The 22,944-nt window shown below is 70.3% G+C and carries 21 protein-coding genes and 1 pseudogene; 18 read left to right on the top strand and 4 right to left on the bottom strand.

What is annotated here, in order from left to right:
- The first annotated feature begins 160 nt into the window (after positions 1–160).
- The 4 genes from QQY66_RS15895 (at position 161) to QQY66_RS15880 (ending at position 5,813) form a co-directional block, all read left to right on the top strand.
- On the top strand, positions 161–1,657 hold the full coding sequence (locus QQY66_RS15895; protein WP_301980993.1) for a bifunctional cytidylyltransferase/SDR family oxidoreductase: 1,497 nt from the start codon (positions 161–163) through the stop codon (positions 1,655–1,657).
- 122 nt (positions 1,658–1,779) lie between these two features.
- Positions 1,780–3,837 carry a hypothetical protein gene (locus QQY66_RS15890; RefSeq protein ID WP_301980992.1) on the top strand — a complete coding sequence of 686 codons (2,058 nt, stop codon included), beginning with the start codon at positions 1,780–1,782 and terminating at the stop codon, positions 3,835–3,837.
- A 205-nt stretch (positions 3,838–4,042) separates the two neighbouring features.
- Positions 4,043–5,251, top strand: a complete 1,209-nt coding sequence (locus QQY66_RS15885) for a glycosyltransferase family 2 protein (RefSeq protein ID WP_301980991.1) — start codon at positions 4,043–4,045, stop codon at positions 5,249–5,251.
- 301 nt (positions 5,252–5,552) lie between these two features.
- Complete coding sequence (locus tag QQY66_RS15880) at positions 5,553–5,813, top strand: hypothetical protein (RefSeq protein WP_301980990.1); 261 nt, start codon at positions 5,553–5,555, stop codon at positions 5,811–5,813.
- A gap of 81 nt (positions 5,814–5,894) precedes the next feature.
- Here the strand turns inward: QQY66_RS15880 and QQY66_RS15875 are convergent.
- From QQY66_RS15875 to QQY66_RS15865, 3 genes and pseudogenes are all read right to left on the bottom strand, one after another.
- A pseudogene (locus QQY66_RS15875) lies at positions 5,895–6,197 on the bottom strand (recombinase family protein); the annotation flags it as partial.
- 421 nt (positions 6,198–6,618) lie between these two features.
- Positions 6,619–7,296, bottom strand: a complete 678-nt coding sequence (locus tag QQY66_RS15870; protein ID WP_301980989.1) for a response regulator transcription factor — start codon at positions 7,294–7,296, stop codon at positions 6,619–6,621.
- The gene (locus tag QQY66_RS15865; RefSeq protein WP_301980988.1) at positions 7,293–8,552 is read right to left on the bottom strand and encodes a cell wall metabolism sensor histidine kinase WalK; all 1,260 of its coding nucleotides are present in this window, start codon (positions 8,550–8,552) and stop codon (positions 7,293–7,295) included. The genes QQY66_RS15870 and QQY66_RS15865 overlap by 4 nt, the downstream gene beginning before the upstream one ends.
- A 118-nt stretch (positions 8,553–8,670) precedes the next feature.
- Between QQY66_RS15865 and QQY66_RS15860 the strand changes: the two genes are divergently transcribed.
- The 8 genes from QQY66_RS15860 (at position 8,671) to QQY66_RS15825 (ending at position 17,420) form a co-directional block, all read left to right on the top strand.
- Positions 8,671–9,618: an ABC transporter ATP-binding protein gene (locus tag QQY66_RS15860; protein WP_301980987.1), complete on the top strand. Its 948-nt coding sequence runs from the start codon at positions 8,671–8,673 to the stop codon at positions 9,616–9,618.
- Positions 9,615–11,177, top strand: a complete 1,563-nt coding sequence (locus tag QQY66_RS15855) for an ABC transporter permease subunit (RefSeq protein WP_301980986.1) — start codon at positions 9,615–9,617, stop codon at positions 11,175–11,177. The genes QQY66_RS15860 and QQY66_RS15855 overlap by 4 nt, the downstream gene beginning before the upstream one ends.
- A complete protein-coding gene (locus tag QQY66_RS15850) occupies positions 11,174–12,010 on the top strand; it encodes an ABC transporter permease subunit (protein WP_301980985.1) in 837 nt (278 codons plus the stop codon). Before QQY66_RS15855 ends, QQY66_RS15850 begins: the two co-directional genes overlap by 4 nt.
- Before the next feature lie 400 nt (positions 12,011–12,410).
- A complete protein-coding gene (proB, locus tag QQY66_RS15845; protein ID WP_301980984.1) occupies positions 12,411–13,538 on the top strand; it encodes a glutamate 5-kinase in 1,128 nt (375 codons plus the stop codon).
- A gap of 121 nt (positions 13,539–13,659) precedes the next feature.
- Positions 13,660–14,112 carry a hypothetical protein gene (locus tag QQY66_RS15840; protein WP_301987333.1) on the top strand — a complete coding sequence of 151 codons (453 nt, stop codon included), beginning with the start codon at positions 13,660–13,662 and terminating at the stop codon, positions 14,110–14,112.
- Between the two features lie 86 nt (positions 14,113–14,198).
- Positions 14,199–15,485, top strand: a complete 1,287-nt coding sequence (locus QQY66_RS15835) for a glutamate-5-semialdehyde dehydrogenase (RefSeq protein WP_301980983.1) — start codon at positions 14,199–14,201, stop codon at positions 15,483–15,485.
- A gap of 188 nt (positions 15,486–15,673) precedes the next feature.
- On the top strand, positions 15,674–16,249 hold the full coding sequence (locus tag QQY66_RS15830; protein ID WP_301980981.1) for a hypothetical protein: 576 nt from the start codon (positions 15,674–15,676) through the stop codon (positions 16,247–16,249).
- A 100-nt stretch (positions 16,250–16,349) separates the two neighbouring features.
- Positions 16,350–17,420 (top strand): hypothetical protein, encoded by a 1,071-nt coding sequence (locus QQY66_RS15825; RefSeq protein ID WP_301980980.1) that lies wholly within the window; start codon positions 16,350–16,352, stop codon positions 17,418–17,420.
- 43 nt (positions 17,421–17,463) lie between these two features.
- On the opposite strand, the gene QQY66_RS15820 is transcribed toward QQY66_RS15825, so the two are convergent.
- Complete coding sequence (locus QQY66_RS15820) at positions 17,464–18,609, bottom strand: M48 family metallopeptidase (RefSeq protein WP_301987331.1); 1,146 nt, start codon at positions 18,607–18,609, stop codon at positions 17,464–17,466.
- 124 nt (positions 18,610–18,733) lie between these two features.
- Between QQY66_RS15820 and QQY66_RS15815 the strand changes: the two genes are divergently transcribed.
- From QQY66_RS15815 to QQY66_RS15790, 6 genes are all read left to right on the top strand, one after another.
- A complete protein-coding gene (locus QQY66_RS15815; RefSeq protein ID WP_301980979.1) occupies positions 18,734–18,895 on the top strand; it encodes a hypothetical protein in 162 nt (53 codons plus the stop codon).
- 130 nt (positions 18,896–19,025) lie between these two features.
- Positions 19,026–19,190: a hypothetical protein gene (locus QQY66_RS15810; RefSeq protein ID WP_301980978.1), complete on the top strand. Its 165-nt coding sequence runs from the start codon at positions 19,026–19,028 to the stop codon at positions 19,188–19,190.
- A 46-nt stretch (positions 19,191–19,236) separates the two neighbouring features.
- Positions 19,237–19,863 (top strand): nicotinate-nucleotide adenylyltransferase, encoded by a 627-nt coding sequence (gene nadD, locus QQY66_RS15805; protein WP_301980977.1) that lies wholly within the window; start codon positions 19,237–19,239, stop codon positions 19,861–19,863.
- Positions 19,864–19,879: 16 nt separating this feature from the next.
- Positions 19,880–21,685 (top strand): LCP family protein, encoded by a 1,806-nt coding sequence (locus QQY66_RS15800; RefSeq protein ID WP_301980976.1) that lies wholly within the window; start codon positions 19,880–19,882, stop codon positions 21,683–21,685.
- A 122-nt stretch (positions 21,686–21,807) separates the two neighbouring features.
- Positions 21,808–22,251, top strand: a complete 444-nt coding sequence (rsfS, locus tag QQY66_RS15795; RefSeq protein WP_301980975.1) for a ribosome silencing factor — start codon at positions 21,808–21,810, stop codon at positions 22,249–22,251.
- Positions 22,248–22,910, top strand: coding sequence for a histidine phosphatase family protein (locus tag QQY66_RS15790; protein WP_301980974.1), 663 nt, complete (start codon positions 22,248–22,250; stop codon positions 22,908–22,910). The genes rsfS and QQY66_RS15790 overlap by 4 nt, the downstream gene beginning before the upstream one ends.
- Positions 22,911–22,944 lie beyond the last annotated feature (34 nt).

The following is a 22,944-nucleotide window of genomic DNA, read 5'->3' as shown; positions in this document are numbered from 1 at the left end:
AATTGCACGGGGGTTCATGGAACGTCCTCGCCCATGACCAGGCGTGCAAGGTGAATGCCAGGTTGCGTGCACATATGCAGTGGAGGTCGCTCACCTTGCACTGCGGTAACCACAAGTGGGACCATTTCCAAGTCCCCAGTCGCCCCAAGGTAGGTCACCTGTGTCACAGCACATTGCCAAGCCCCGTACCACCGCAGTGATCCTGGCCGGTGGCACCGGCCAGCGTGTGGGTCTCTCGATCCCCAAGCAGCTGCTGAAGATCGCCGGCAAGGCAGTCATCGAGCACACCCTGACCCCTTTCGAGAAGGCCGACTCGATCGACGACGTCATCGTCCTGATGGCGCCGGGCTATGTGCCGGACATTGAAAAGATCGTCGCCAAGGCCGGATTCCAGAAGGTCACCAGGATCATCGAGGGCGGCTCGACGCGGAACGAGACCACCGAGCGCGCCATCGACGCGCTCAGCGAGGGCCTGGCCGAGGGTGAGGACCGCAACGTCCTCTTCCATGACGCCGTACGCCCCCTGCTGTCGCAGCGCGTGATCGACGACTGCGTGACCGCGCTGGAGCGTTACCAGGCCGTCGATGTCGCCATCCCGTCCGCGGACACCATCATCGTGACCCGCACGCACGGCGAGGACGGCGAGTTCATCACCGAGATCCCGGACCGCTCCCGGCTGCGCCGCGGCCAGACGCCCCAGGCGTTCAAGCTGTCCACGATCAAGCGGGCCTACGAGGTCGCGGCCGGCGACCCCAACTTCCAGGCCACGGACGACTGCACGGTCGTACTCCGCTATCTGCCGGACGTGCCGATCCACGTCGTCGCGGGCGACGAGTACAACATGAAGGTCACCCAGCCCGTCGACGTGTTCATCGCCGACAAGCTGTTCCAGCTGGCCTCCACCGCCACGCCCGAGCAGTTCGGCGAGGAGGCCTACCGCGAACTGCTCGGCGGCAAGACGGTCGTCGTCTTCGGCGGCTCGTACGGCATCGGCAAGGACATCTGCGAACTTGCGCAGGCGTACGGCGCCCACGTCTACGCGCTGGGCCGCTCCACCACCGGCACGCACGTGGAGAACCCGGAGGAGGTCGACGACGCGCTGTCCAAGGCGTACGCCGAGACCGGGCGCATCGACTACGTCGTCAACACGGCGGGCGTGCTGCGCATCGGCAAGCTCGCCGAGACGGACAACGCCACCATCGAGGAAGCGCTGAAGGTCAACTACCTGGCCCCGGTGCAGATCGCGCGCTCCTCGTACAAGTACCTCGCGGAGACCAAGGGCCAGCTGCTGCTCTACACCTCCAGCAGTTACACCCGCGGCCGTGCCGAGTACAGCCTCTACTCCTCCACCAAGGCCGCCATGGTGAACCTCACCCAGGCCCTGTCCGACGAGTGGGCCGGCGACGGCATCCGCGTCAACTGCATCAACCCGGAGCGCACCGCCACCCCGATGCGCACCAAGGCCTTCGGCCAGGAGCCCGCGGGCAGCCTGCTCTCCTCCGAGGCCGTCGCCCGCACCTCGCTCGATGTGCTGCTGTCCGAGCTGACCGGCCATGTCATCGACGTCCGCCAGCAGGACCCGACGGCGGGTGCGGCAAAGGCCTCCGGCTTCGATGCGGCGCTGGCCTCGGTCCTCGACCGCCAGGACGGCGTGTAATAATTACCGCCTTATAGATCTTGAATTCAGGCCTTTGTGGGTACCCATTTACGGGGTGTTCACAGAGGCCTGAAGCCGTACAGAACAAAACCGGCATTCTCCCTCCAGGAGCAGGTTTCTCCGTGATTTCCACCGCTATTCGCGTCGCCCGGGTGGGCAGCGCGGCCGAGCTGGCCGCGGCAGCCCTCATGATGCTGGGCTTCCCGGCGCTCATGCTGGCCGCGCTCGTACCGAGCGTTCCCGCCTTCGCGGCCGCGGCCGCCGTGACGTATCTGGCGGACCACTATCTGCACCACAAGAGCAGCTATCTGATCAACCGCCTGAGCAAGGTGCGCGCGGGTCTGTCGATCCGCTTCCTGATCCGGCAGCTCCTGCTGGTCCTGCTGCTGGCCCGCCTCTCCCTCGCGGACGACCTGATCTTCTACGGTGCCGTCGCCGGCTTCATCGCCTTCTACGGCCTCCAGGCCCCGCACGGCGCGCTGGTCACCCTCATCCGCAACCGCCGCCGGATGCCGGTCGCCACCCGCAATGTCGACCTGGCCTCCCGCATCCGCATCCCGGACGCCCCGCCGTGCCCGCTGCTGCACCGCTCCGCAGAGAAGATGCTCCACCTCGACCTCGCGGCCGTCACCGGCGTGATCGTCTCCGCGGGCATGGAGTCGGCCGAGGCCGGCTTCATCGGCATCGGCGTGACGCTGTTCCTGGGCTGTCTGTACGTCCTCGCGCTGGTGCCGTACGTCCGCGGCTCGAAGATCCCGCCGAACGCGGAGAAGGTGCTGGCCGCCGTCGACGACTGGCTGGGCGAGTACCGGCCGGAGACGGCGCTGTACTTCTCCGGGTCCAAGGACTCCGCGTACCAGGTCAACATGTGGCTGGAGACCATGGAGCAGCTGGACTCCAAGCCGCTGATCATCCTGCGTGAGCGCGCCGTCCTGGAGCGGATGGCGCCCACCACGGTCCCCGTCGTCTGCGTGCCCGGAGGGGTGCACCTGATGAACATGGACCTCTCCACGGTGCGCGTCACGCTGTACGCGGCGAACGTCGGCAAGAACATCCACATGCTGCGCGTCCCGACCATGAAGCACGTCTTCATCGGCCACGGCGACAGCGACAAGCTGGCCAGCGTCAACCCGTTCAGCAAGGTGTACGACGAGGTGTGGACCGCCGGGCGCGCGGGCCGCGACCGTTACGCCATCGCCGACGTCGGGGTCCGCGACGAGGACATCGTGGAGGTCGGCCGCCCGCAGCTGGCGCCGATCGAGACGTGGCAGGGCGTGCCGGAGGGCCCCCGCGGCGGAGCCGCTGATGGACGCTGCCCGACCGTCCTGTACGCCCCCACCTGGGAGGGCTGGGACGACAACCCCGGCAACACCTCGATCCTGCTCGCCGGCGAGAACATCGTCCGCACCCTCATCACCGCCGACCCGCCGGTCCGCGTCCTGTACAAGCCGCACCCCTTCACCGGGACCCGCAGCGCCGCGGCCAGGGCCGCCCACCAGCGCATCACCGCGCTGGTCGAGAAGGCCGCCGCCGAGGCCCGGGGCCCTGTGGATGTGGCCGCGCAGGACGCCGCCAGGGCCGAGCTGGCCCGCATCGAGGCCCGTATCGCGGAGCTGTCCGGCACCGGCGCCGAGAAGCGCGACGAGGCCGAGGCCACCCGGGACGGCGTGGTCGACGTGGCGAAGCACGAGGAGATCGCCCGGTTGCGGGCCGAGTGGAACGACGCCTACTGGCGCTCCTTCCCCGCCCATGAGCACCGCGTCATCACGGGCGCCGAACCGCGCCTGTACGACTGCTTCAACGTCTCCGACGCGATGGTCTCCGACATCTCCAGCGTGGTCTCGGACTTCATCGCCAGCGGCAAGCCGTACGCGGTCACCGACTCCGCCGAGCTGGGCGAGGAGGAGTTCAAGCGGCAGAACACCGCCGTGCGCGCCGCCGTCGTCCTCAGCAACAGGGCCGCCGAACTGGGCGGGCTGCTCGCCGCCGTCCGCGACCCGGCCGCCGACCCGCTGGCCGCGGACCGCAAGGAGCTGAAGCGGTATCTGCTCGGCCCGGACGAGCCGACGTCCATCGACCAGTTCAACACCGCCGTGGCGAACCTGGCGGTGAAGGCCCAGACCCGCAATCTCGGCCAGGAGTCACGGATCGCGGCGACGGAGGCGGAGCTGACGGGCTGACCGACCGTTACAAGCCCGACAAGGGCCCCCGAGGAGCGCATCCTCGGGGGCCTTTTCCGTGCCCGATGAATAGACGTCACCTGGAATTCGTATGACGTAGGTCACTAATTCATGCTCTTGAGGCAACCACTTCACTTGTTCATCCGTCTACAAGGTTGCGAATAAAGAGATACGGGAGGAATGTCCCGTTAGCGAGGGAGAAAACGTGACCGTGGCGCAGCCTGATGTGAGCGTGATCATCGGGGCGTACGAAGCGATGCCGTATCTGGTCGAGTGCCTGGCATCCGTCGAGGCACAGACCATCGATCCGGAGCGCATCGAGGTCATCGCGGTCGACGACGGTTCGACGGACGGCACGGGGGAGTATCTGGAGGAGTTCGCGGCCCGCGCGCCGATGCGCGTGACCGTGATCCGTCAGGAGAACTCGGGCGGCCCCAGCGGCCCGCGCAACGTCGGCCTGGGCAAGGCGGCCGGGCGGTACGTCTTCTTCCTCGACGCCGACGACCGGCTGGGCGCCGAGGCCCTGGAGCGGATGGTCGCGATGGCCGACCGCAGCGGCACGGACGTCGTCCTCGGCAAGGTCGAGGGCATCAACCGCAAGCCGCCCAGGTCGATGTGGGGCAAGACGCTGGAGCGCACCGACGTCTACTCCTCCAACATCAAGTTCACGCTCAGCGCCCAGAAGCTGTTCCGCCGCGCGCTGCTGGACCGGCACGGCATGCGCTTCGACGAGTCCCTGTGGACCGGCGAGGACGCGCTGTTCACGATGGAGGCGTATCTGCGGGCCGACGGCGTCTCGGTGGTCGCGGACTACGTCTGCTACTACCTGGTCGGCCGCGACGACGGCAAGCATGTGACCAAGAGCGGGAGCTACACCCTGCGCTTCGACTCCGCCCGCGCCCTGATGCGGCTGATCGCCGACCTCGTCCCGGCGGGTCCGCGCCGCGACACGCTCATGGTCCGGCCCTTCCTGATCACGCTGCTGCCGCAGTTCGGCCCCAATTACCTCAAGGACAGCGAGGAGGTACGGCTCCACAAGCTGGAGCTGGCCAAGCCGCTGATGGAGGCCTACTGGACCGAAGAGGTGGCCCGCCGCCTCAAGGTCGAGGAGCGGCTGCGACTGCACCTGGTGGCCAGGCAGCGGTCCGAACTCCTCGTCGAGGTCCTGGAGTTCCTCCGGGCGAAGAAGCAGGCCGCCGCCCTGCTGGAGAAGAAGGGCCGCCGCGTCTACCTCGTCTATCCCCTCTTCCGCGACCGCGCGGCCGGCATACCCGACTCCGTCTACCTCGCCGAGTCCCGCGAGGCCCGCGTCTTCCCCGGCTACCGCGAGGGCGGCGCCGACTCGTTCGCGCGAAAGGTGATCCGCCGGGTACGCCGGGCGCTGCCCGCATCCGGGATGCGGACAGCGGCCTGACACTCCCTGCGGTTCGGCCGCGCCCCGAAGGGGCGCGGGGCTGTATCGATTTGCGGCTCCGCCGCGCGGGCGTGACCAGCCACGACGGACCTGCGGACGAGCACCGGACTTCCAGCGGAGCGCTAGCGCCCGGCGGATCGGCCTGCCCACGGCCCGCCGGGCCTTGCGGTAGACCGAAGCCGGGGGCGGAGACGCGGCCGGGTTGGCCGAGCGCTTCAGTTCCCGCTTCAACTTGGCGTTGTCCACGGCCAGTTCGGCGATACGGCTGTGCAGCCGGCCGAACCGGGAGGTGAGCGAGGCGATGTCCGTGTCGTTCCAGGGGCGGATGCCGGCCGGGAAGGACGGCGCGCGCATGCGCTCGTCGAAGGCGGCGCCGCCGTCGCCGTGGGTGAAGGTGTTCCGCAGTCCGTTGCGGTCCAGGAACGCCGTGAACCGCTCGAAGCGCTCCTGGTGGCCGCCCGTCAGCTCGGCGACGTCGGACTCCTCGTACAGCCGCGCGGGATCCGTGGCTTCGGGGTCCTCGGGCAGCTGGTCGATCCTGCGGTGCGGGATGCCGAAGTAGCGGCACAGCTCCAGCGTGCGCGACGGCGAAGAACGCGAACAGCAGCTTCCCAGGGCCGGTGGGGTCGTAGATGCCGGGCAGGGGTCCGGCGAGCATCTCCAGGACCAAGCCGTGGGCGGTGAGGTGGTCGGTGAGGGCGGTGAGTTCGGCGGCGTCGCGACCGAGCCGCTTCATCTCGTACACCGCGAAGATGACCCGGCAGTGCGGGACGTGCGCCTTGACCTTCCGCGCCGTCCTCAGCGCCTCCTCGAACTTCGGGCGGACCCGCACCCGGGTGCTGATCTTCTCGCTGAAGATCTTGTCCCTCGGGATGCCGTGCTTAGCGAGCGCGTCGAGCTGGGAGTCGAGTTCCCGCCCGGGGGTCGAGCAGCGGGCGTAGCCGATGCGGATGTCCGCGCTCGGCAGGTCCGGGTCGATCGGCGTCGGCGGCGGGGTGCCCGGCCGCCACGGCCGGGGACCCGCAGCGCCTTCTTCAGCCGGGGCACCATGGTGAAGCGGCGGGTGTGGTAAGCGGAGGCGACCGAGTCGCCGCGCGAGCGGCAGGGCGAGCCGGGCTGTGCGTCACACTTCGGACAGGCGTGCTGTTCGACGTCGTCAGCGTCCGACCGGTCGGTTGGGGAAGGCTGCTGAGGGTTCGTCGTGGGCCCGGATTTTCGCACAATGCAAGTCTCAGAAGGGGGTCCGTCCCGCTTTTGAGTGAGAACGGGTTTTGCGAACGAGTCTCCGAAGTCGACTGCGCAGATGACTGGAGTCAGGTGCACTGAGCACCGCCTCCGCTCGCGGGCCGCCGGCCCCTGGCGGCTGCTCAGTCGGGTGGGACGGCTGGGTCGATGATCCGATACCCCACACCGGGTGTGGTGGCGATGACCGGAGGGTCGCCGAGTTTGCGGCGCAGGCGGCTGATGGTCACCGTGACGGTGTTGGTGAACGGGTCGGCGTGTTCGTCCCAGACCTGTTCGAGGAGGTCCTCCGCGCTGAGGAAGGCGGGGCTCGTGTTCAGGAGGGCTTCGAGTACCGCGAATTCCTTGACGGAGAGGTCGAGTTGGCGGCCGTCGCGGCCGGCGGTGCGGCGCATCGGGTCGAGTTCGATGCCCGCCGCGCTCAGGGTGCGGGACCGGGCAGCGGGACGACGGCGGGCCAGGGCGCGGATGCGCAGGACGAGTTCGGGAAAGTGGAAGGGTTTGGCGAGGTAGTCGTCAGCACCCAGGGTGAGGCCGCTGACGCGGTCGCCGGGTGAGTCGGCAGCGGTCAGCATCAGGACCATCACGCGGCCGTCCCGCTCGGTGATCATCTGACAGAGGGTGTCGCCGTGGATGCCTGGCAGGTCGCGGTCGAGCACGACGACGTCGTACGCGTTGACGCCCAGCTTGGTCGCGGCGTCGAGCCCGTCGTGGGCCACGTCTACGGCCATGCCCTGGTCGCGCAGTCCCTCGGCGATGACTTCGGCGAGGGGGCGGGCGTCCTCGACCACCAGGACTCTCAACGCGCCACGCCCGTCTCTGTGTCGGGGGCTTCCGCCGCCGCCCTGCCGTCCGTACGAGGGAGGGTGATGGTCACGCGCAAGCCGCCGTCGGGGCGGGCGCTCAGGTCCAGGGTGCCGTGGTGGGCCTGGGTGATGGCCGCGACGATGGAGAGGCCGAGGCCGTTTCCCTGGCCGGTGCCGGTCCGGTCGGCGCCAAGGCGGCGGAAGGGCTGCACGAGGTCCGTCACCCGCCGCTGGTCGAGGACCGGCCCGCTGGACTCGACGACGAGGGACACTGCGCCTGAGTCGTCTCCTTCGGCCCCTACCGCGACACTGATCCAGCCCCCGGGGTTGTTGTGCGCGATCGCGTTGTCGACCACGTTGTCGGCCACGCGGCGCAGCAGCGTCTGGCTGCCCCACACCCACGCGGAGTCGTCGATCCGGTTTTCACGCACGGTCAGTCCCTTGGCCGTGATGTCCTTTGCCCGTCCGGTCAGGGCGGTCAGCGCGAGTTGGCTGAGGGCGAGGCGCGCCGAGTCGGTGAACTCGCCGTGCTGGGTGCGAGCCAGGACGAGGAAACTCTCCAGCAGCCGGTCCACCTGGTCGAGTTCGGCGCGCATCCGGGCGGCCAGCGTGGCCGTGGTCTCGGGTACCGGGCCCGGCTTGGCGAGGGCCACGTCCAGGGAGGCCCGCATCGTGGTGAGCGGGGTGCGCAGCTCGTGGGAGGCGTTGGCGACGAAGAGTCGCTGGGCGTCGAAGGAGCCCTCCAGGCGGCCGAGGAGGTCGTCGATGGTGTCGGCGAGGTCCTTCACCTCGTCGCCGGGGCCGCCGATGGCCAAGCGTTCGTGCAGGCTGTCGGCGGTGATCCGGCGGGTGGCCGCTGTCATCACGCGCAGCGGTCGCAGCACCCGGCCGGCGACGAACCAGCCAAGGCCGACCGAGATCACCGCCATGATGCCGAGGGCGATGGCGGAGCCGATCAGGATCTGCCGGGACTGGGTGTCGTGCGCCTGGGCCAGCTGCTGCTCCAGCTCGTCGATGCGGCCCTGGGCGTGTGCCGTCGTGGCGGGCTGATCGGTGCCGCCGTCGGGGGCGGTCTGGCTGGAGCGCGATCCGCCGGATGCCACCACGGCCGCGACGGCGAGCAGCGCCGTTCCCGACAGCAGGAACAGAGTCACGTACAAGGCGGTGAAGCGAGTGCGGGCAGTGCCACGGCGCAGGCCGAGCCGGGCGGTCAGGCCCGCGAGCCGTCGGGGCGGACCCCATTTCATCCGCATGTTCGCCTCTCGCCACCGCACCAGGACACGTACCGGCCAGGCTAAGCCGAGGCGCCTAACAGCGAGATGACAGCGGCCGTTCGGCCCCTGTAACTCGCTCGGTCACAGGGTGGGGGCCATGAGCGATGAGAGTACGAAGGCGACGATCGAGGTCATCGGTCTGCGTAAACGCTTCGGGCCACAGCTGGCTCTGGACGGGATGACGTTCACCGTGCGGCCCGGACGGGTGACCGGCTTCGTCGGCCCGAACGGCGCCGGCAAGTCCACCACCATGCGCGTGATCCTGGGCCTTGACGCGGCTGAGGAGGGAAAGGCCCTGGTCGACGGGGTGCCGTACCGCACCCTGCGTCGCCCGCTTCGGCATCTGGGGGCACTGCTCGACGCCTCCGCGCTGCAGCCGAGCCGCACCGCCCGTAACCACCTGCTGTGGCTGGCCCACTCACAGGGCGTGCCGGCCCGGCGGGTGGACGAGGTCATCGAACAGGCCGGCCTGGGCACGGCGGCCCGGCGCAAGGCCGGCGGCTTCTCGCTGGGCATGCGCCAGCGCCTGGGGATCGCGGCGGCGCTGCTCGGTGACCCGCCGGTCGTCATGCTGGACGAGCCGTTCAACGGCCTCGACCCCGACGGCATCGTGTGGATGCGCGGCTTCCTGTCGTCGCTGGCCCGGCAGGGCCGCGCCGTCCTGGTCTCCAGTCATCTGATGAGCGAACTCGAAGACACCGCGGACCATCTCGTGGTGATCGGCCGCGGCCGGGTCGTCGCGGACGCCAGCGTGTCCGAGCTGCTCGCCGAGGCGTCCGGCGGCCGGGTCACCCTGCGTACCTCCGCGCCTCCGCGCGCCGCCCAGGTCCTGCACGGCGCGGGCGCCACCGTTCTCGCCACCGGCCCCGACACCCTCGGCGTCACGGGCCTGCCCGACGAGGAGATCGTGACTCTGCTTGCCCGGAACGGGGTGCCGTTCTCCCAGGTGTCCACGCACCGGGCGACGCTCGAAGAGGCGTACATGGAGCTCACCCGGGACGCGGTGGAGTACCGGGGCATCCCGGCGGGGGAGGCCACGCGATGACCGCCACCCTCACCCCTCGCCCCCCGGCCACGAGGCGCGCTGAGCAGAGTGGGTTCCTCAGGACGCTGCACGCCGAGTGGACGAAGTTCCGTACGGTACGCGGCTGGGTCCTCGCCATGGCGGGGGCGCTCCTGGTGACGATCGTGGTCGGCCTGCTCGGCACGGCCGCCCCCGCCCCCGGCGGTCGCGGCGCCGACGCCGCCTCGTACCCGAAGGGCCCCGGCGGCGAGGCCGTCAACGACAGCTTCTACTTCGTCCACAAGACGCTCACCGGTGACGGCACCCTCACCGTTCCCCTGCGGTCGCTGACTGGTGTGGCCGACACCGGGACCGGCAAGACGGCCCAGGGCGCCCAGCCCTGGGCGAAGGCCGGGATCATCGTGAAGGAAAGCCTCACCCAGGGATCCCCGTACGCGGCGGTCATGGCCACCGGCGGCCACGGTGTGCGCATGCAGTACGACTACACGCACGACATGGCGGGCCCTTCCGGCAAGGTCTCCCAGGAGTCCCCGCGCTGGCTGCGCCTGGTCCGCTCCGGTGACAGTCTCACCGGTTCCACCTCCACCGACGGCTTCCACTGGACCAAGGTCGGCCATGCGAGGCTACCGGGGCTCGCGCGCACCGTGCAGGCCGGGCTCTTCGCCACGTCACCGGAGGCGAAGCAGGACACCGCGGCGGGCACGGGCTTCAGCCCCGCCGTGGCCACCGGCACCTTCGGCCGTCCCGCCCTCACCGGCGGCTGGTCCCAGAGGGCGTGGAGCGGCACACAGGTGGGCGGCGACGCGGGCACCTCCGGCAGCTACACGAACACCACCAAGGGCGGCTTCACCCAGACCGACGGCGGCGGGTTCATCGTGACGGGGGCCGGTGACATCGCACCGGTCGTCGGCGGGCCCGTCATGGGCGTCGGCTTCTCCGTCGAGAACTTCCTCGTCGGCACCTTCGCCGGGCTGATCGTGGTGATCGCCGTGGGCACGGTGTTCATCACCGGCGAGTACCGGCGCGGTCTGCTGCGTACGACCATGGCGGCGACTCCTCTGCGGGGCCGGGTGCTTGGTGCCAAGGCGCTGGTGGCCGGGGGCGTCGCGTTCGCCATCGGCCTGGTGGCCGCCGCGATCACCATTCCCATCGGGGAACGCAGCGCGCGCGGCAGGGGCTTCCATGTCTTCCCCGTCACGTCGGCGACCGAAGTGCGCGTCATGGCCGGCACCGGCCTGCTCTGCGCAGCCGCCGCCGTGCTCGCTCTCGGCGTCGGTGCCCTGCTGCGGCGCAGCGGCACGGCGGTCGCCCTGGTCATCGCGTCGATCGTGCTGCCCTTCCTGCTTGCCACCTCCGGCGTACTGCCCCCGGGCGTCTCGGAGTGGCTGCTGCGGGTGACCCCGGCTGCGGGCTTCGCCATCCAGCAGACCCTGCCGCAGTACGCGCAGGTGCTCAGCGTGTACGAGCCGTCGACCGGCTACTACCCGCTGGCGCCATGGGCCGGCCTCGCTGTGCTGTGCGGATACGCCGCGCTCGCCTTCGGTCTGGCCGTGGTGCGGCTGCGGGGGAGGGACGTATGAGTGTCCTGAGAAGTGCACGACTCACGAGCACGGCGGACGGCGCGTGGCGAGGGGACTTCGGCCGCGCCCTGCGCGCGGAGTGGACGAAGCTGCGCACCGCAGGGGACATGGGCAGGTTGCTCCTGCTCGCCGTCGCGCTGACCGTGGCCGTCGGCTGCGGCACCGCCAAGGCCGTGAAGTGCCCGGACGCGGGGTGCGGCCAGGACGCCGTCAAGCTCGCCCTGACCGGCGTCACCGTCGGGCAGGCGGTCATCGCCGTCTTCGCGGTGCTGGCCGTCAGCGGCGAGTACGGCACCGGGATGATCCGCACCACGTTCACGGCGGTGCCGAACCGGCTCACCGTCCTCACCGCCAAGGCGACGGTCCTCACCACGGTCGTCCTGGCCTCCGGGACGGCTGCCGTCCTGGCCTCCCTCCTCGTCGGCCGCTACATCCTGCCCGGCAACGGATTCACCGAGGCGCACGGCTATGCCCCGCTGTCCCTGGCCGACGGTCCGACCCTGCGCGCGGCCGTGGGCTCGGTCCTCTACCTCGTCCTGATCGCCCTGCTCGGCCTCGGCGTGGCGACGGCAGTACGGGAGGCGGCGACCGCCATCGGGATCGTGCTCGGGCTGCTCTACCTCTTCCCGGTCGTCACCCAGGTGGTCAACGACCCGGAGTGGCAGCGCCACCTCCAGCAGATCTCGCCCATGTCCGCCGGACTCGCGGTCCAAGCCACCGTCCATCTGCACGAGCTGCCCATCGGCCCATGGACCGGCCTGGGCGTGCTCGCCACGTGGGCCGCGGCCGCGCTGCTGGTCGGCAGCCTGCTGCTGCACAGGCGCAACGCGTAGCCGAATCGAGCCGACCACGAACGCGGTGGCTTCGGGCCCCTCCCCGGCCCGGCGCCACACCCGGTCAACGATCCAGCCACCGGGAGCGACGCCGGGCGGGCGGGTCTGACAAGCGCACCCCAGATCCGCTACAGAGAGCTACTTGTCACTTCGCCGTAGCTTCGGGAGAACAGGGCCTCGATGGGGACGACGTCGTACGGGCTCTTCCCGCAACGGAGCAGAATGCGCTGCACGCGGGCGCCGCGGCGATCTTAGAAGCAACCAATACAACCTTTTTGCCGTGCGCGACCCGTGAGTACACCGTTACTGGACGCACGTCCAGGGACTGATATCGATGCGCGGTTCCTGGCCCCCTTCGCGTAGATTGCGGACAGCCGAGTGCGAGGGGACGGAAAGCGAAGTGGCAGGGGCAAGGCAGGCCGTGAGCGAGGCCCGCAGGATCGTCGTCAAGGTCGGGTCCTCGTCGCTGACCACCGCGTCCGGCGGCCTGGACGCCGACCGCGTCGACGCGCTCGTGGACGTCCTCGCCAAGAGCCGCAGCGGGGGAGAGAAGGAGATCGTCCTCGTCTCCTCCGGCGCCATCGCGGCCGGACTCGCCCCGCTGGGCCTGCGTCGCCGCCCCAAGGACCTGGCCCGGCAGCAGGCCGCCGCCAGCGTCGGCCAGGGCCTGCTCGTCGCCCGCTACACCGCCTCCTTCGCCCGCTACGGCGTCCGCGTCGGCCAGGTGCTGCTGACCAGCGACGACATGAGCCGCCGCGCCCACCACCGCAACGCGCAGCGCACCCTCGACAAGCTCCTCGCGATGGGCGCCCTCCCGGTCGTCAACGAGAACGACACCGTCGCCACGGACGAGATCCGCTTCGGCGACAACGACCGCCTCGCCGCCCTCGTCGCCCATCTCGTACGGGCCGACCTGCTGGTGCTGCTCTCCGACATCGACGGCGTGTACGACGGCGACCCGAGCAAGCCGGGTACCGCGCGGATAGCGGAGGTGCGTGAGCCGTCGGACCTTGCGCACGTGGAGATCGGCAGCGCGGGCAAGGCCGGCGTCGGCACCGGCGGCATGGTCACCAAGGTCGAGGCCGCCCGGATCGCCGCCGCAGCCGGCATCTCCGTCGTGCTGACCAGCGCCATCCATGCCACTGAGGCGCTGTCCGGCGGTGACACCGGCACCTACTTCCACCCCACGGGCAAGCGGTCCGCCGACCGGCTGCTGTGGCTGCAGCACGCGTCCACCCCGCAGGGCTCGCTGACCCTGGACGACGGGGCGGTGCGGGCGGTCGTCGAGCGCCGCAAGTCGCTGCTGCCGGCCGGGATCGCCGCCGTCGAGGGCGAGTTCGGCGCGGGCGACCCCGTCGAGCTGCGCGACACCGAGGGACGTGCGGTGGCCCGTGGGCTCGTCAGCTTCGACGCCAAGGAGATCCCCCAGCTGCTCGGCCGCTCGACCCGGGAACTCGCCCGTGAACTGGGTCCGGCGTACGAACGTGAAGTCGTACACAGGGACGACCTCGTGATCCTGCACCCGTAAAAGGTGACCGTTGCGCAAAACAGCCCCGCGGCGGCTTGCGGCCTGCTCAACTTTGTCTTAGGGACCAATCCCTTGGGGATCCATTCCGCACGACCATCGTAAGGAGGCCGTCGTGAGACGAGTGCGCCCTGGGGCGGCGGCGTCCCGCGATGGTGTTCCCTCCCGCGCGGGCGGCGAGGAGCGCGCCCTGACCAGCGTCGCGGCCGGGGACCGGTACGAGGAGCCCAAGGACGCGCCCCGCCTGTGGCATGTCACCTTGAGCGTCTCCGGCGCCGAGACCCCGCTGAAGGAGGTACGGCGCTGCCTCGAGCAGCTCGCCCACGACCACCCCTTTCTGCTGACCAGCCGCTACGCGGTCGACCACGCCGAGATCCGCTACTGGGAAGAGGCCCGCGACCTGCACGACGCCGCCGCCGTCGCCCTGCGCCTGTGGGGCGAGCACCGCCAGTCCGCGGGACTGCCGCCCTGGGAGATCGTCGGCCTGGAGGTCATCGACCGCGAGACCTACCACCAGCGGATCGCGGAAGGGTACGGACCGCCACCGGCGTCACCGGTAGGCGTCCACCCGTATTGAGCGGTCGTTTTGCCGAGTCTGGGCGGCTTGTCTCGGGGTTTGGGATGCCTGCCGGACCGACCCGTTCCGCGCACTACGCTTCCCTCATGACCACGCTTTCGCCGTACGACTCGATGTCCCCGGTCACCCGGGCCGCCTACCGCGCCAAGGCCGCCGCAGCCGACCTCGCGCCGCTGCCGCGGGCCGAGAAGGACGACGCGCTGCTCGCCATCGCGGACGCGCTGGAGGTCCGTACGAGCGAAATCGTCGAGGCCAACGCCAAGGACATCGCCAAGGCCCGCGAGGCCGGCACCAGCGAGGCCATCGTCGACCGGCTGACGCTGACGCCGGAGCGGGTCCGGGCGATCGCCTCCGATGTGCGGGACGTCGTGGCCCTGCCCGACCCGGTCGGCGAGGTCGTCCGCGGCTCGACCCTCCCGAACGGCATCGACCTGCGCCAGGTCCGCGTCCCGCTGGGCGTCGTCGGGATCATCTACGAGGCCCGCCCGAACGTCACCGTGGACGCCGCCGCGCTCTGCCTGAAGTCCGGGAACGCCGTGCTGCTGCGGGGCTCCGCCTCCGCCTACGAGTCGAACACCGCCCTGGTGCGGGTGCTGCGCGACGCCGTGGGCGGCGCCGGGCTGCCCGCCGACGCCGTCCAGCTCGTGCCCGGCGAGAGCCGCGAGAGCGTACGCGAGCTGATGCGGGCGCGCGGACTGGTCGACGTACTGATCCCGCGCGGCGGTGCCTCGCTGATCCAGACGGTCGTCCAGGAGTCCATCGTCCCGGTCATCGAGACCGGCACCGGCAACTGCCACGTCTACGTCGACGCGCACGCCGACCTCGACATGGCCATCGACATCCTGATCAACTCCAAGGCGCAGCGCGTCAGCGTCTGCAACGCCGCCGAGACGCTCCTGGTCCACCAGGACATCGCGCCGGAGTTCCTGCCGCGCGCCCTGGACGCCCTCGCGGAGGCCGGGGTCACCGTGCACGCCGACGAGCGGGTGCTGGCGTACGCGAAGGACTCCAAGGCGACGGTCGTCGAGGCCACGCCGGAGGACTGGGAGACCGAGTACCTGTCGTACGACATCGCCGCGGCGGTCGTCGACTCGCTCGACAAGGCCGTCGAGCACATCCGGCTGTGGACCTCCGGTCACACCGAGGCGATCGTGACGACCTCGCAGCAGGCCGCCCGCCGCTTCACCCAGCTGGTCGACTCCACCACGGTCGCGGTGAACGCTTCCACGCGCTTCACCGACGGCGGCCAGTTCGGCTTCGGCGCGGAGATCGGCATCTCCACGCAGAAGCTGCACGCGCGCGGCCCGATGGGGCTGCCGGAGCTGACCAGCACGAAGTACATCGTCACGGGAGATGGACACGTACGGCGCTGAGCGCCCCGAAGGGGCGCGGGGCTGTATCTATATGCGGCTCCGCCGCGTGGGCGCGACCAGCCACGACGGGCCTGCAGACGGCCGACCGCCCGTCACGGCACTCCCAGCGGAGCGCTTAGGTGTCTCACAAGGCGGATGAATTTCCATACCGTCTGCCCAAATTGACCCCTCAGGTCTACTCTGGATCCGTGCCGGAGGACGTGGGGGGCACGCCGTTCCCTGACGGCTGGGAGCCCGACGACGACCACGACCGCGGGGTGTCGGACGAAGAGTTCGCCTCCGTGGTCTTCGACGAGGCCTTCGTACGGGCGGCCGTGGTGCACGAGCCGACCGCCGTCGAACGCCTCCTGGCCGCTGCCCAGGCCAGAGCCGAGGCCTCCGAGGCAGAGGCCCGCCGGGCCCACCGCAGAGGCGAGCGCTACGAGGACGGCTACGGCCCCGACGATCACGGCGGTTTCGGCCATGATCCGGACTTCGACGACCTGGACGAGCCCGACACCCTCAACGGCCGCTACGGCGCTCCGGGGACCTACGGCAAGCAGGTCCGCTGGCACCGCCCGGTCGCCTGGATGCTCGCCATCCTGATGGGCATCGGCATGGTCGCGCTGGCCTTCACGGCGGTCTACCGCGGCGCGTCCTCGGGCAACCGGGACAGGGTCCCGCCGCCCGCCTCCACCGGCGTCGAACAGGGCAGTGCGGCGGCACCCTCCGCTTCCGCCAGCTACTCCCAGCCACCGGTCCCCGCGACCCCGCGCACGCCCTGACACCTGCCCCGACAGGCCCTGACCATCCTGGTGAGAACCTGTCAGAACTTGTCGTACAGCAGGGCGTTTACCTGGCCTCCCGGAGACCTACTCTGAAGATATGGGAGGGCCTTCAGACCCACCCGAGGGGACACCCGAGGGCGGCCCCGGAGGTGGCGAGGACGAATACCGATCCGTCGTCTTCGACGAGTCGTTCGTCCGGGCTGCCCGCCTTCAGGAGTTCTCCGCACAGGAGCGCATGGCCGACCACGCGCCCGCCGTACGGCGCCGTCCGCCGGTGCGTCGGGGCCTGTCCCGGCAGGCGCTGATCCTGGTCGTGCTGATCGCGGTCGCCTTCGGCGCCGCGATCTACATGGGTGTACGACACCCCTACCAGACTCCGCAGAGCCGGCAGCCCGCCGAGCCCCTGCGGATGACCGTCATCCCGCTCGCCCCGCAGGGCAAGGTGCCCGGCGCCGCCGAGCCCGACGAACTGTTCGCGCACAGCCCCGCCGCGCAGTACCGCGTCGGCGCCGAGGGCATACCACTGCCCGCCACCCGGCGCACCGAGCACTTCTCGGACAGTCAGGTCGTGAGCGCCCTGAACACCGCCAAGGACTACCTCGTCCGCTCCTCCCTCTACCCGGAGGTGCTCACCGGCGGACAGGTCCGGCCTGTGCGTGCCCTGGTCGCCCCGGACCAACTCGACCAGTTCGACCAGAGCTTCCGGCAGCCGACCGCCGACGGCAGGCATGCGCCGACCGGATGGCTGGTTCGCTTCGACCCGAACAGGGCCGAGCTGGCCGACGACAAGATCCGTGTCCAGGGCAGCCTGCACGCGGCCGAGGCCGACTCGTCCACGCTCGAGGTCACCTCGGACCACACCTTCGTGTACGCGCTACGGCCCACCGGCGCCGGCGAGAAGGCCGAGGCGTCCCTGTTCATCGTCCGCCGTGAGCTGCACTTCCGCTTCGACCGCGACGACCTGCGCCTCCAGCAGGCCCAGCTGGCCGTCTCCTATGTCCAGGCCGGGCCGGTCTCCTGCGCCGCCGACTCCACCAGCCATCTGCGCCCGCTGCTGGCCGGCCAGACCGCCAAGGGCGGCGGCCCGGCCGGCACGGACCCCTACGCCACGGGCAGCGCGCCGGCGCTGTGCGGGACGCTGGCGCAGAGCGCGCAGCCGAAGGTGTGAACCGCGGCAAACCGCGGCCTCAGCGGCTGCCTCGATGACGACGTCAGCGGTTGTCGCCGTCCCGGCCCGTGCTGTCGTCGCCGTCCGGGCCCGTGCTGTCGTCGCGCGGCGGCTGGTCCTTCGGTGTGGACTCGGCCGAGCCGCCCGCCGGGCCGGCGAAGCCGCTGAAGCCGCGGCGCACCCTGCCGCCCAGGTCGCCCGCCCCGCCGGCGAGATCGCTGACCAGCTTCATCAGCGGGTCCTTGGAGGTCTTCACATGCGTGGCGTAGTGCGACGCCGAGTCCCGGAACGAGTCCGAGACCGAGGTGTCCTTGTCCTCGCTGCGCCGCGGGTAGTGGCCGTCCATGATCCGCTGGTAGTCGCGGGACTCGGACCACTTCTTCAGCTCGGCCGCCCGGAGGGTGGTGAAGGGGTGGGAGCGCGGCAGCACGTTCAAGATCTTCAGCACGGAGTCGCGCAGGTCGCCGCCCGCCTCGTACTCCTCGGCCTGCTTCAGGAACGCGTCCACGTTCATCTCGTGCAGATGGTTGCCGCCGGCCAGCTTCATCAGGCCGCGCATCGAGGCCTGGAGGTCCTGCCCGACCAGGAGGCCCGCGCGGTCCGCGGACAGCTCCGACTTGCGGAACCACTCGCGCAGCGCGGTCACGATCGCCATGATCGCCAGGTTGCCCAGCGGGATCCAGGCGACCCTGAGCGCGAGGTTGGTCAGGAACAGCAGGATGGTCCGGTACACGGCGTGGCCGGACAGGGCGTGACCCACCTCGTGCCCGACGACCGCCCGCATCTCCTCCTCGTCGAGCAGTTCGACCAGGCCGGTGGTGACGACGATGATCGGCTCGTCCAGGCCGATGCACATCGCGTTCGGCTGCGGGTCCTGGTTGACGTACATCGGCGGGACCTTCTCCAGGTCCAGGATGTAACAGGCGTCCCGCAGCATGTCGTTGAGGTGTGCGAACTGCTGGTCCGAGACGCGCACCGAGTCGGACAGGAACAGCAGCCTGAGGCTGCGCTCGGGCAGCAGTCCGCTGAGCGCCTTGAAGACCGTGTCGAAGCCGCTCAGCTTGCGCAGCGCCACCAGGGCGGAGCGGTCGGCCGGATGCTCATACGCACGCGAGGAGATTCCAGGGAAGCGCCTGCGCTGCCTGCTCGGCACGTTCTCGTGCCCGTTGTGCTCGTGGCCGTCGGACATGTCTTCCCCCATGTGCGTGTGTGTGGCCCTTTGCGGACCCTTGTGCGGCCCTTTGCGCCCCCGAAGCAGAGCCCAGCCTAGGCGGATATACCGTGGACGGGCAGTACAGCGAAGGAGTCCCGTCATGGAGCACAACCCCGCGTCCGCCTGGCTCGCCGGAGCCGCGAACGCCGCCGAACAGCAAGGGGCGGGGAATCTGCTCCGGGTCGTACTGATCGTGATGGTGCTGGGCTGTGTCCTGACCGCGTGGTTCCTGCTGCGGGGGTACAAACAAAAGGACGACTGAGACAGCCGGGAAGTTCCTCCGGCCCGTCTGCCGAGTACCGACGGCGGAGTCGGCGTGAGGGCTGCCGGGCCGCCCGCTTACCATGGGCCGACATCTTTATCCCGCCCACACCGGATAGGTACTGCCGAAGATGAGCTTCCACAGCACCGCAGCCCAGTTGGTCACCCTCGCCGCCGAGGGCGAGGAGCACAGCGGCAACCACGAGAGCCTCAACGCCTATCTGACGGGCGGCGGCGCGCTCTTCATCCTGCTGCTCCTGCTGTGGATCACCACCCGCTTCAACCGCGACCGCTGAAGCCTCCGGCCGGAGTCCTCAGGACGGGCCGGTAGGGTCTGCACGCATGGGAGAGCAGGACATGCCTACCGGCCCGACGAATGCGGGCAAGCGCCGCCTGGGCGTCATGGGCGGGACGTTTGACCCGATCCACCACGGTCACCTCGTGGCGGCCAGCGAGGTCGCCGCGCAGTTCCACCTGGACGAAGTGGTGTTCGTCCCGACCGGCCAGCCATGGCAGAAGAGCCACCGCAAGGTCTCCCCGGCCGAGGACCGCTATCTGATGACGGTCATCGCGACCGCCGAGAACCCGCAGTTCTCGGTGAGCCGTATCGACATCGACCGCGGCGGGCCGACGTACACCGTCGACACCCTGCGCGATCTGCGCGAGCTCAACCCCGACACGGACCTGTTCTTCATCACGGGCGCCGACGCCCTCGCCCAGCTCCTCACCTGGCGGGACACCGAGGAGCTGTTCTCCCTCGCGCACTTCATCGGGGTCACCCGACCCGGCCACCATCTGACGGACGCCGGCCTTCCGGAGGGCGGTGTCTCGCTCGTCGAGGTTCCCGCTCTGGCCATCTCGTCCACCGATTGCCGTGCGAGAGTCGCCAAGGGAGACCCCATCTGGTACATGGTGCCGGACGGAGTCGTGCGCTACATCGACAAGCGCGAGCTGTACCGCGGCGACTGAGCCGAGAGGGGCACCGGTGAACGACCGATACGACGCGGGGTATCCCGGCGACCACGGCGATCAGTACGAACTCGTCGGCTACGACGAGTACGGCCGGCCGATGTACCGGCAGGTCCCGGCCCAGCAGCTCCCGCAGCAGCAGTCGTACGACCCGTACGCACAGCAACAGCACGGCGGCCAGCAGGGCTACGGCTACGACCCGTACAGCACGGGCCAACAGCCGCCGGTGCCCCCCTACGAGCCGTACGACACGGGCGCGCAGCAACCGGTTCCTCCCTATGACACCGGTTCCCAGCAACCGGTTTCGTCGTTCGACCCCTACGACACCGGTCAGCAGGCGCCCACCGCCTCTTCCTTCGACGCCTTCGGCAACCGCGGCCGAGGGGGCGCCGGAACCGCCACGCCGTACGACCCCTACGGCCAGGCCGCGACCAGCGGCCGGCAGCCGCGCGTCGAGCAGCGCACCGCCGAGCAGACCGCCTACATCCCGCAGCAGGCCGGTCCGGCCGAGCACGAGGCCGCCCCCGCGCAGCCCGAACGGGACTACCACACCGAGCAGTTCGCCTTCGTCGAGGATCCCGACGTCGACTCCGAGGACGTCATCGACTGGCTGGCGTTCACGGAGAACCGCACCGAGCGCCGTGAGGAGGCCCGGCGCCGCGCCCGAAGCCGGGTCGTCGCCCTCGTCGTCGTACTCGCCCTGGTCGCGGTCGGCGGGGTCGGCTACCTCTGGTACGCGGGCAAGCTGCCCGGCCTGTCCTCCTCCGACGACTCGAAGTCGGGCGAGGCGACGGCCGTGGGTGCCCAGAAGCGGGACGTGATCGTCGTCCATCTGCACGACACCAAGCAGGGCGGCACCGCCACGGCGCTGCTCGTCGACAACACCACCACCAAGCAGGGCACCACGGTGCTGTTGCCCAACTCCCTCGCCATGACCGGCGACGACGGCACCACGACCACCCTCGCCAAGTCCGTCGAGGACGACGGCTCCTCCGGAACGCGCGAGGCCCTCGACACCGTCCTCGGCACCCAGATCCAGGGCACCTGGCGGCTGGACACCCCGTATCTGCAGAACCTGGTGGACCTGGTCGGCAACATCGATGTCACCACCAACACCGACGTGCCCGACCCCGACGCCAAGAAGAAGGGCGCCGCGCCCCTGGTGAGCAAGGGCGAGGACCAGACCCTCAGCGGCAAGATGGCCGTCGCCTACGCCACCTACCGCGCCTCCGGCGAGGCCCAGAACGCCCAGCTGGAGCGGTTCGGGCAGGTCATGCAGGCCGTGCTGCGCAAGCTGTCCTCCGACGCCACCGCGGCCACGACCACCGTGCAGACGCTGGCGCAGATCCTCGACCCGTCGCTGACCGACAAGGACCTCGGCGCCTTCCTCGCCAAGCTCGCCGACCTCGCCAAGGGCGGCGACTACAAGACGGCGCTGCTGCCCGTCCAGACCGACGGCACGCTCAGCGCGCAGGCGAGCGACAGCGTGGTCAAGGACGTCCTCGGCGGCACCGCGAAGAGCCCCGACAAGGACGCGGCCGTCCGCGTCTCCGTCCAGAACGCCAGCGGCGTCAAGGACAACACCGAGAAGGCCCGCGTGGTGCTCCTCAACGGCGGCTTCACCTTCCTGGAGGGCGGTACGCCGTCCGGCGCCCAGGCAGCGTCCAAGGTCACCTACACCGATGCAGCCGACAAGGAGAACGCCACCGAGGTCGCCAAGACCCTGGGCCTGCCCACCAGCGCCGTCACCAAGGGCAAGGGGTCCTCGAACGCGGACGTGTCGGTGGTGCTGGGCCAGGACTACGAGCCGTCCTCGTCGTGAGCTCCGCAGCGAGCGATCAGGAGCGATCAGGAGTGATCGGGAGTGATCCCTTAATCACGTGGGGTGCCGTCGGCGGTCGTGAGACCCTTGATGTCAAGTGACCGCCGACCGAAAGCCACGTAGTGACCGCGACTGACCGCTCCACCGAGCTCATCAACACCGCCGCGCAGGCGGCCGCAGACAAGCTCGCCCACGACATCATCGCCTACGACGTCAGCGATGTGCTGTCGATCACGGACGCCTTCCTGCTGGCCTCCGCGCCCAACGACCGTCAGGTCAAGTCGATCGTCGACGAGATCGAGGAGCGCCTGCAGAAGGAACTCGGCGTCAAGCCGGTGCGCCGGGAGGGCGACCGCGAGGCTCGCTGGGTGCTGCTCGACTATGTCGACATCGTCGTCCACGTCCAGCACAGCGAGGAGCGGGTCTTCTACGCTCTGGAGCGGCTCTGGAAGGACTGCCCCGAGCTCGAGCTGCCCGCCGACGCCAAGGCCACCCGGGGCAAGGCCGCCGAGCACGCCAAGCTGCAGGCCGAGGAGGACGCCGCCGAGTTCGGAGGGCTGCGGTGAGCGCCCCCGCCGGCGCGAGGCCGGGCCGGGGCCGCCGCGTCATCCTGTGGCGGCACGGCCAGACCGCGTGGAACGTGGAGCGCCGTTTTCAGGGCACCACGGACGTCGCCCTGACCGAGGCAGGCCTCGCCCAGGCCCGCCGCGCCGCCCGGCTGCTGGCCTCCCTGCAGCCCGACGCGATCGTCGCCTCGGACCTGAAGCGGGCCGCCCACACGGCCGCCGAGCTCTCCGTGCTCACCGGCCTGGACGTGACCCACGACGAGGGGCTGCGCGAGACCTACGCGGGCGTCTGGCAGGGGCTGACGCACGAGGAGATCATCGCCCGGCACGGCGAGGAGTACGCCGCGTGGAAGCGCGGTGAGCCGGTCCGCCGCGGCGGCGGCGAACTGGAGACGGAGGTCGCCGACCGCGCCGCCCCCGTCGTGCTCCGGCACGCCGAGAAACTGCCCGACGACGGCACGCTCGTGGTGGTCAGCCACGGCGGCACGATCCGCACCACCATAGGACGTCTCCTCGGCCTGGGGGCCCACCACTGGGAGAGCCTCGGCGGTCTGTCCAACTGCTGCTGGTCCGTCCTCGGCGAGGGCGCCCGCGGCTGGCGGCTGCTCGAGCACAACGCCGGGACGCTGCCGGAGCCGGTGCTCGGCGACGACGACTGAGCCCTGCTCCAGGGCTCGTGACCCGGATTTCACT

The organism is Streptomyces sp. DG2A-72, assembly GCF_030499575.1.
Classification (GTDB): Bacteria; Actinomycetota; Actinomycetes; order Streptomycetales; family Streptomycetaceae; genus Streptomyces.
The sequence above is the reverse complement of the archived record's forward strand: the minus strand, read 5'-3'. Positions and strand labels throughout refer to the sequence as shown.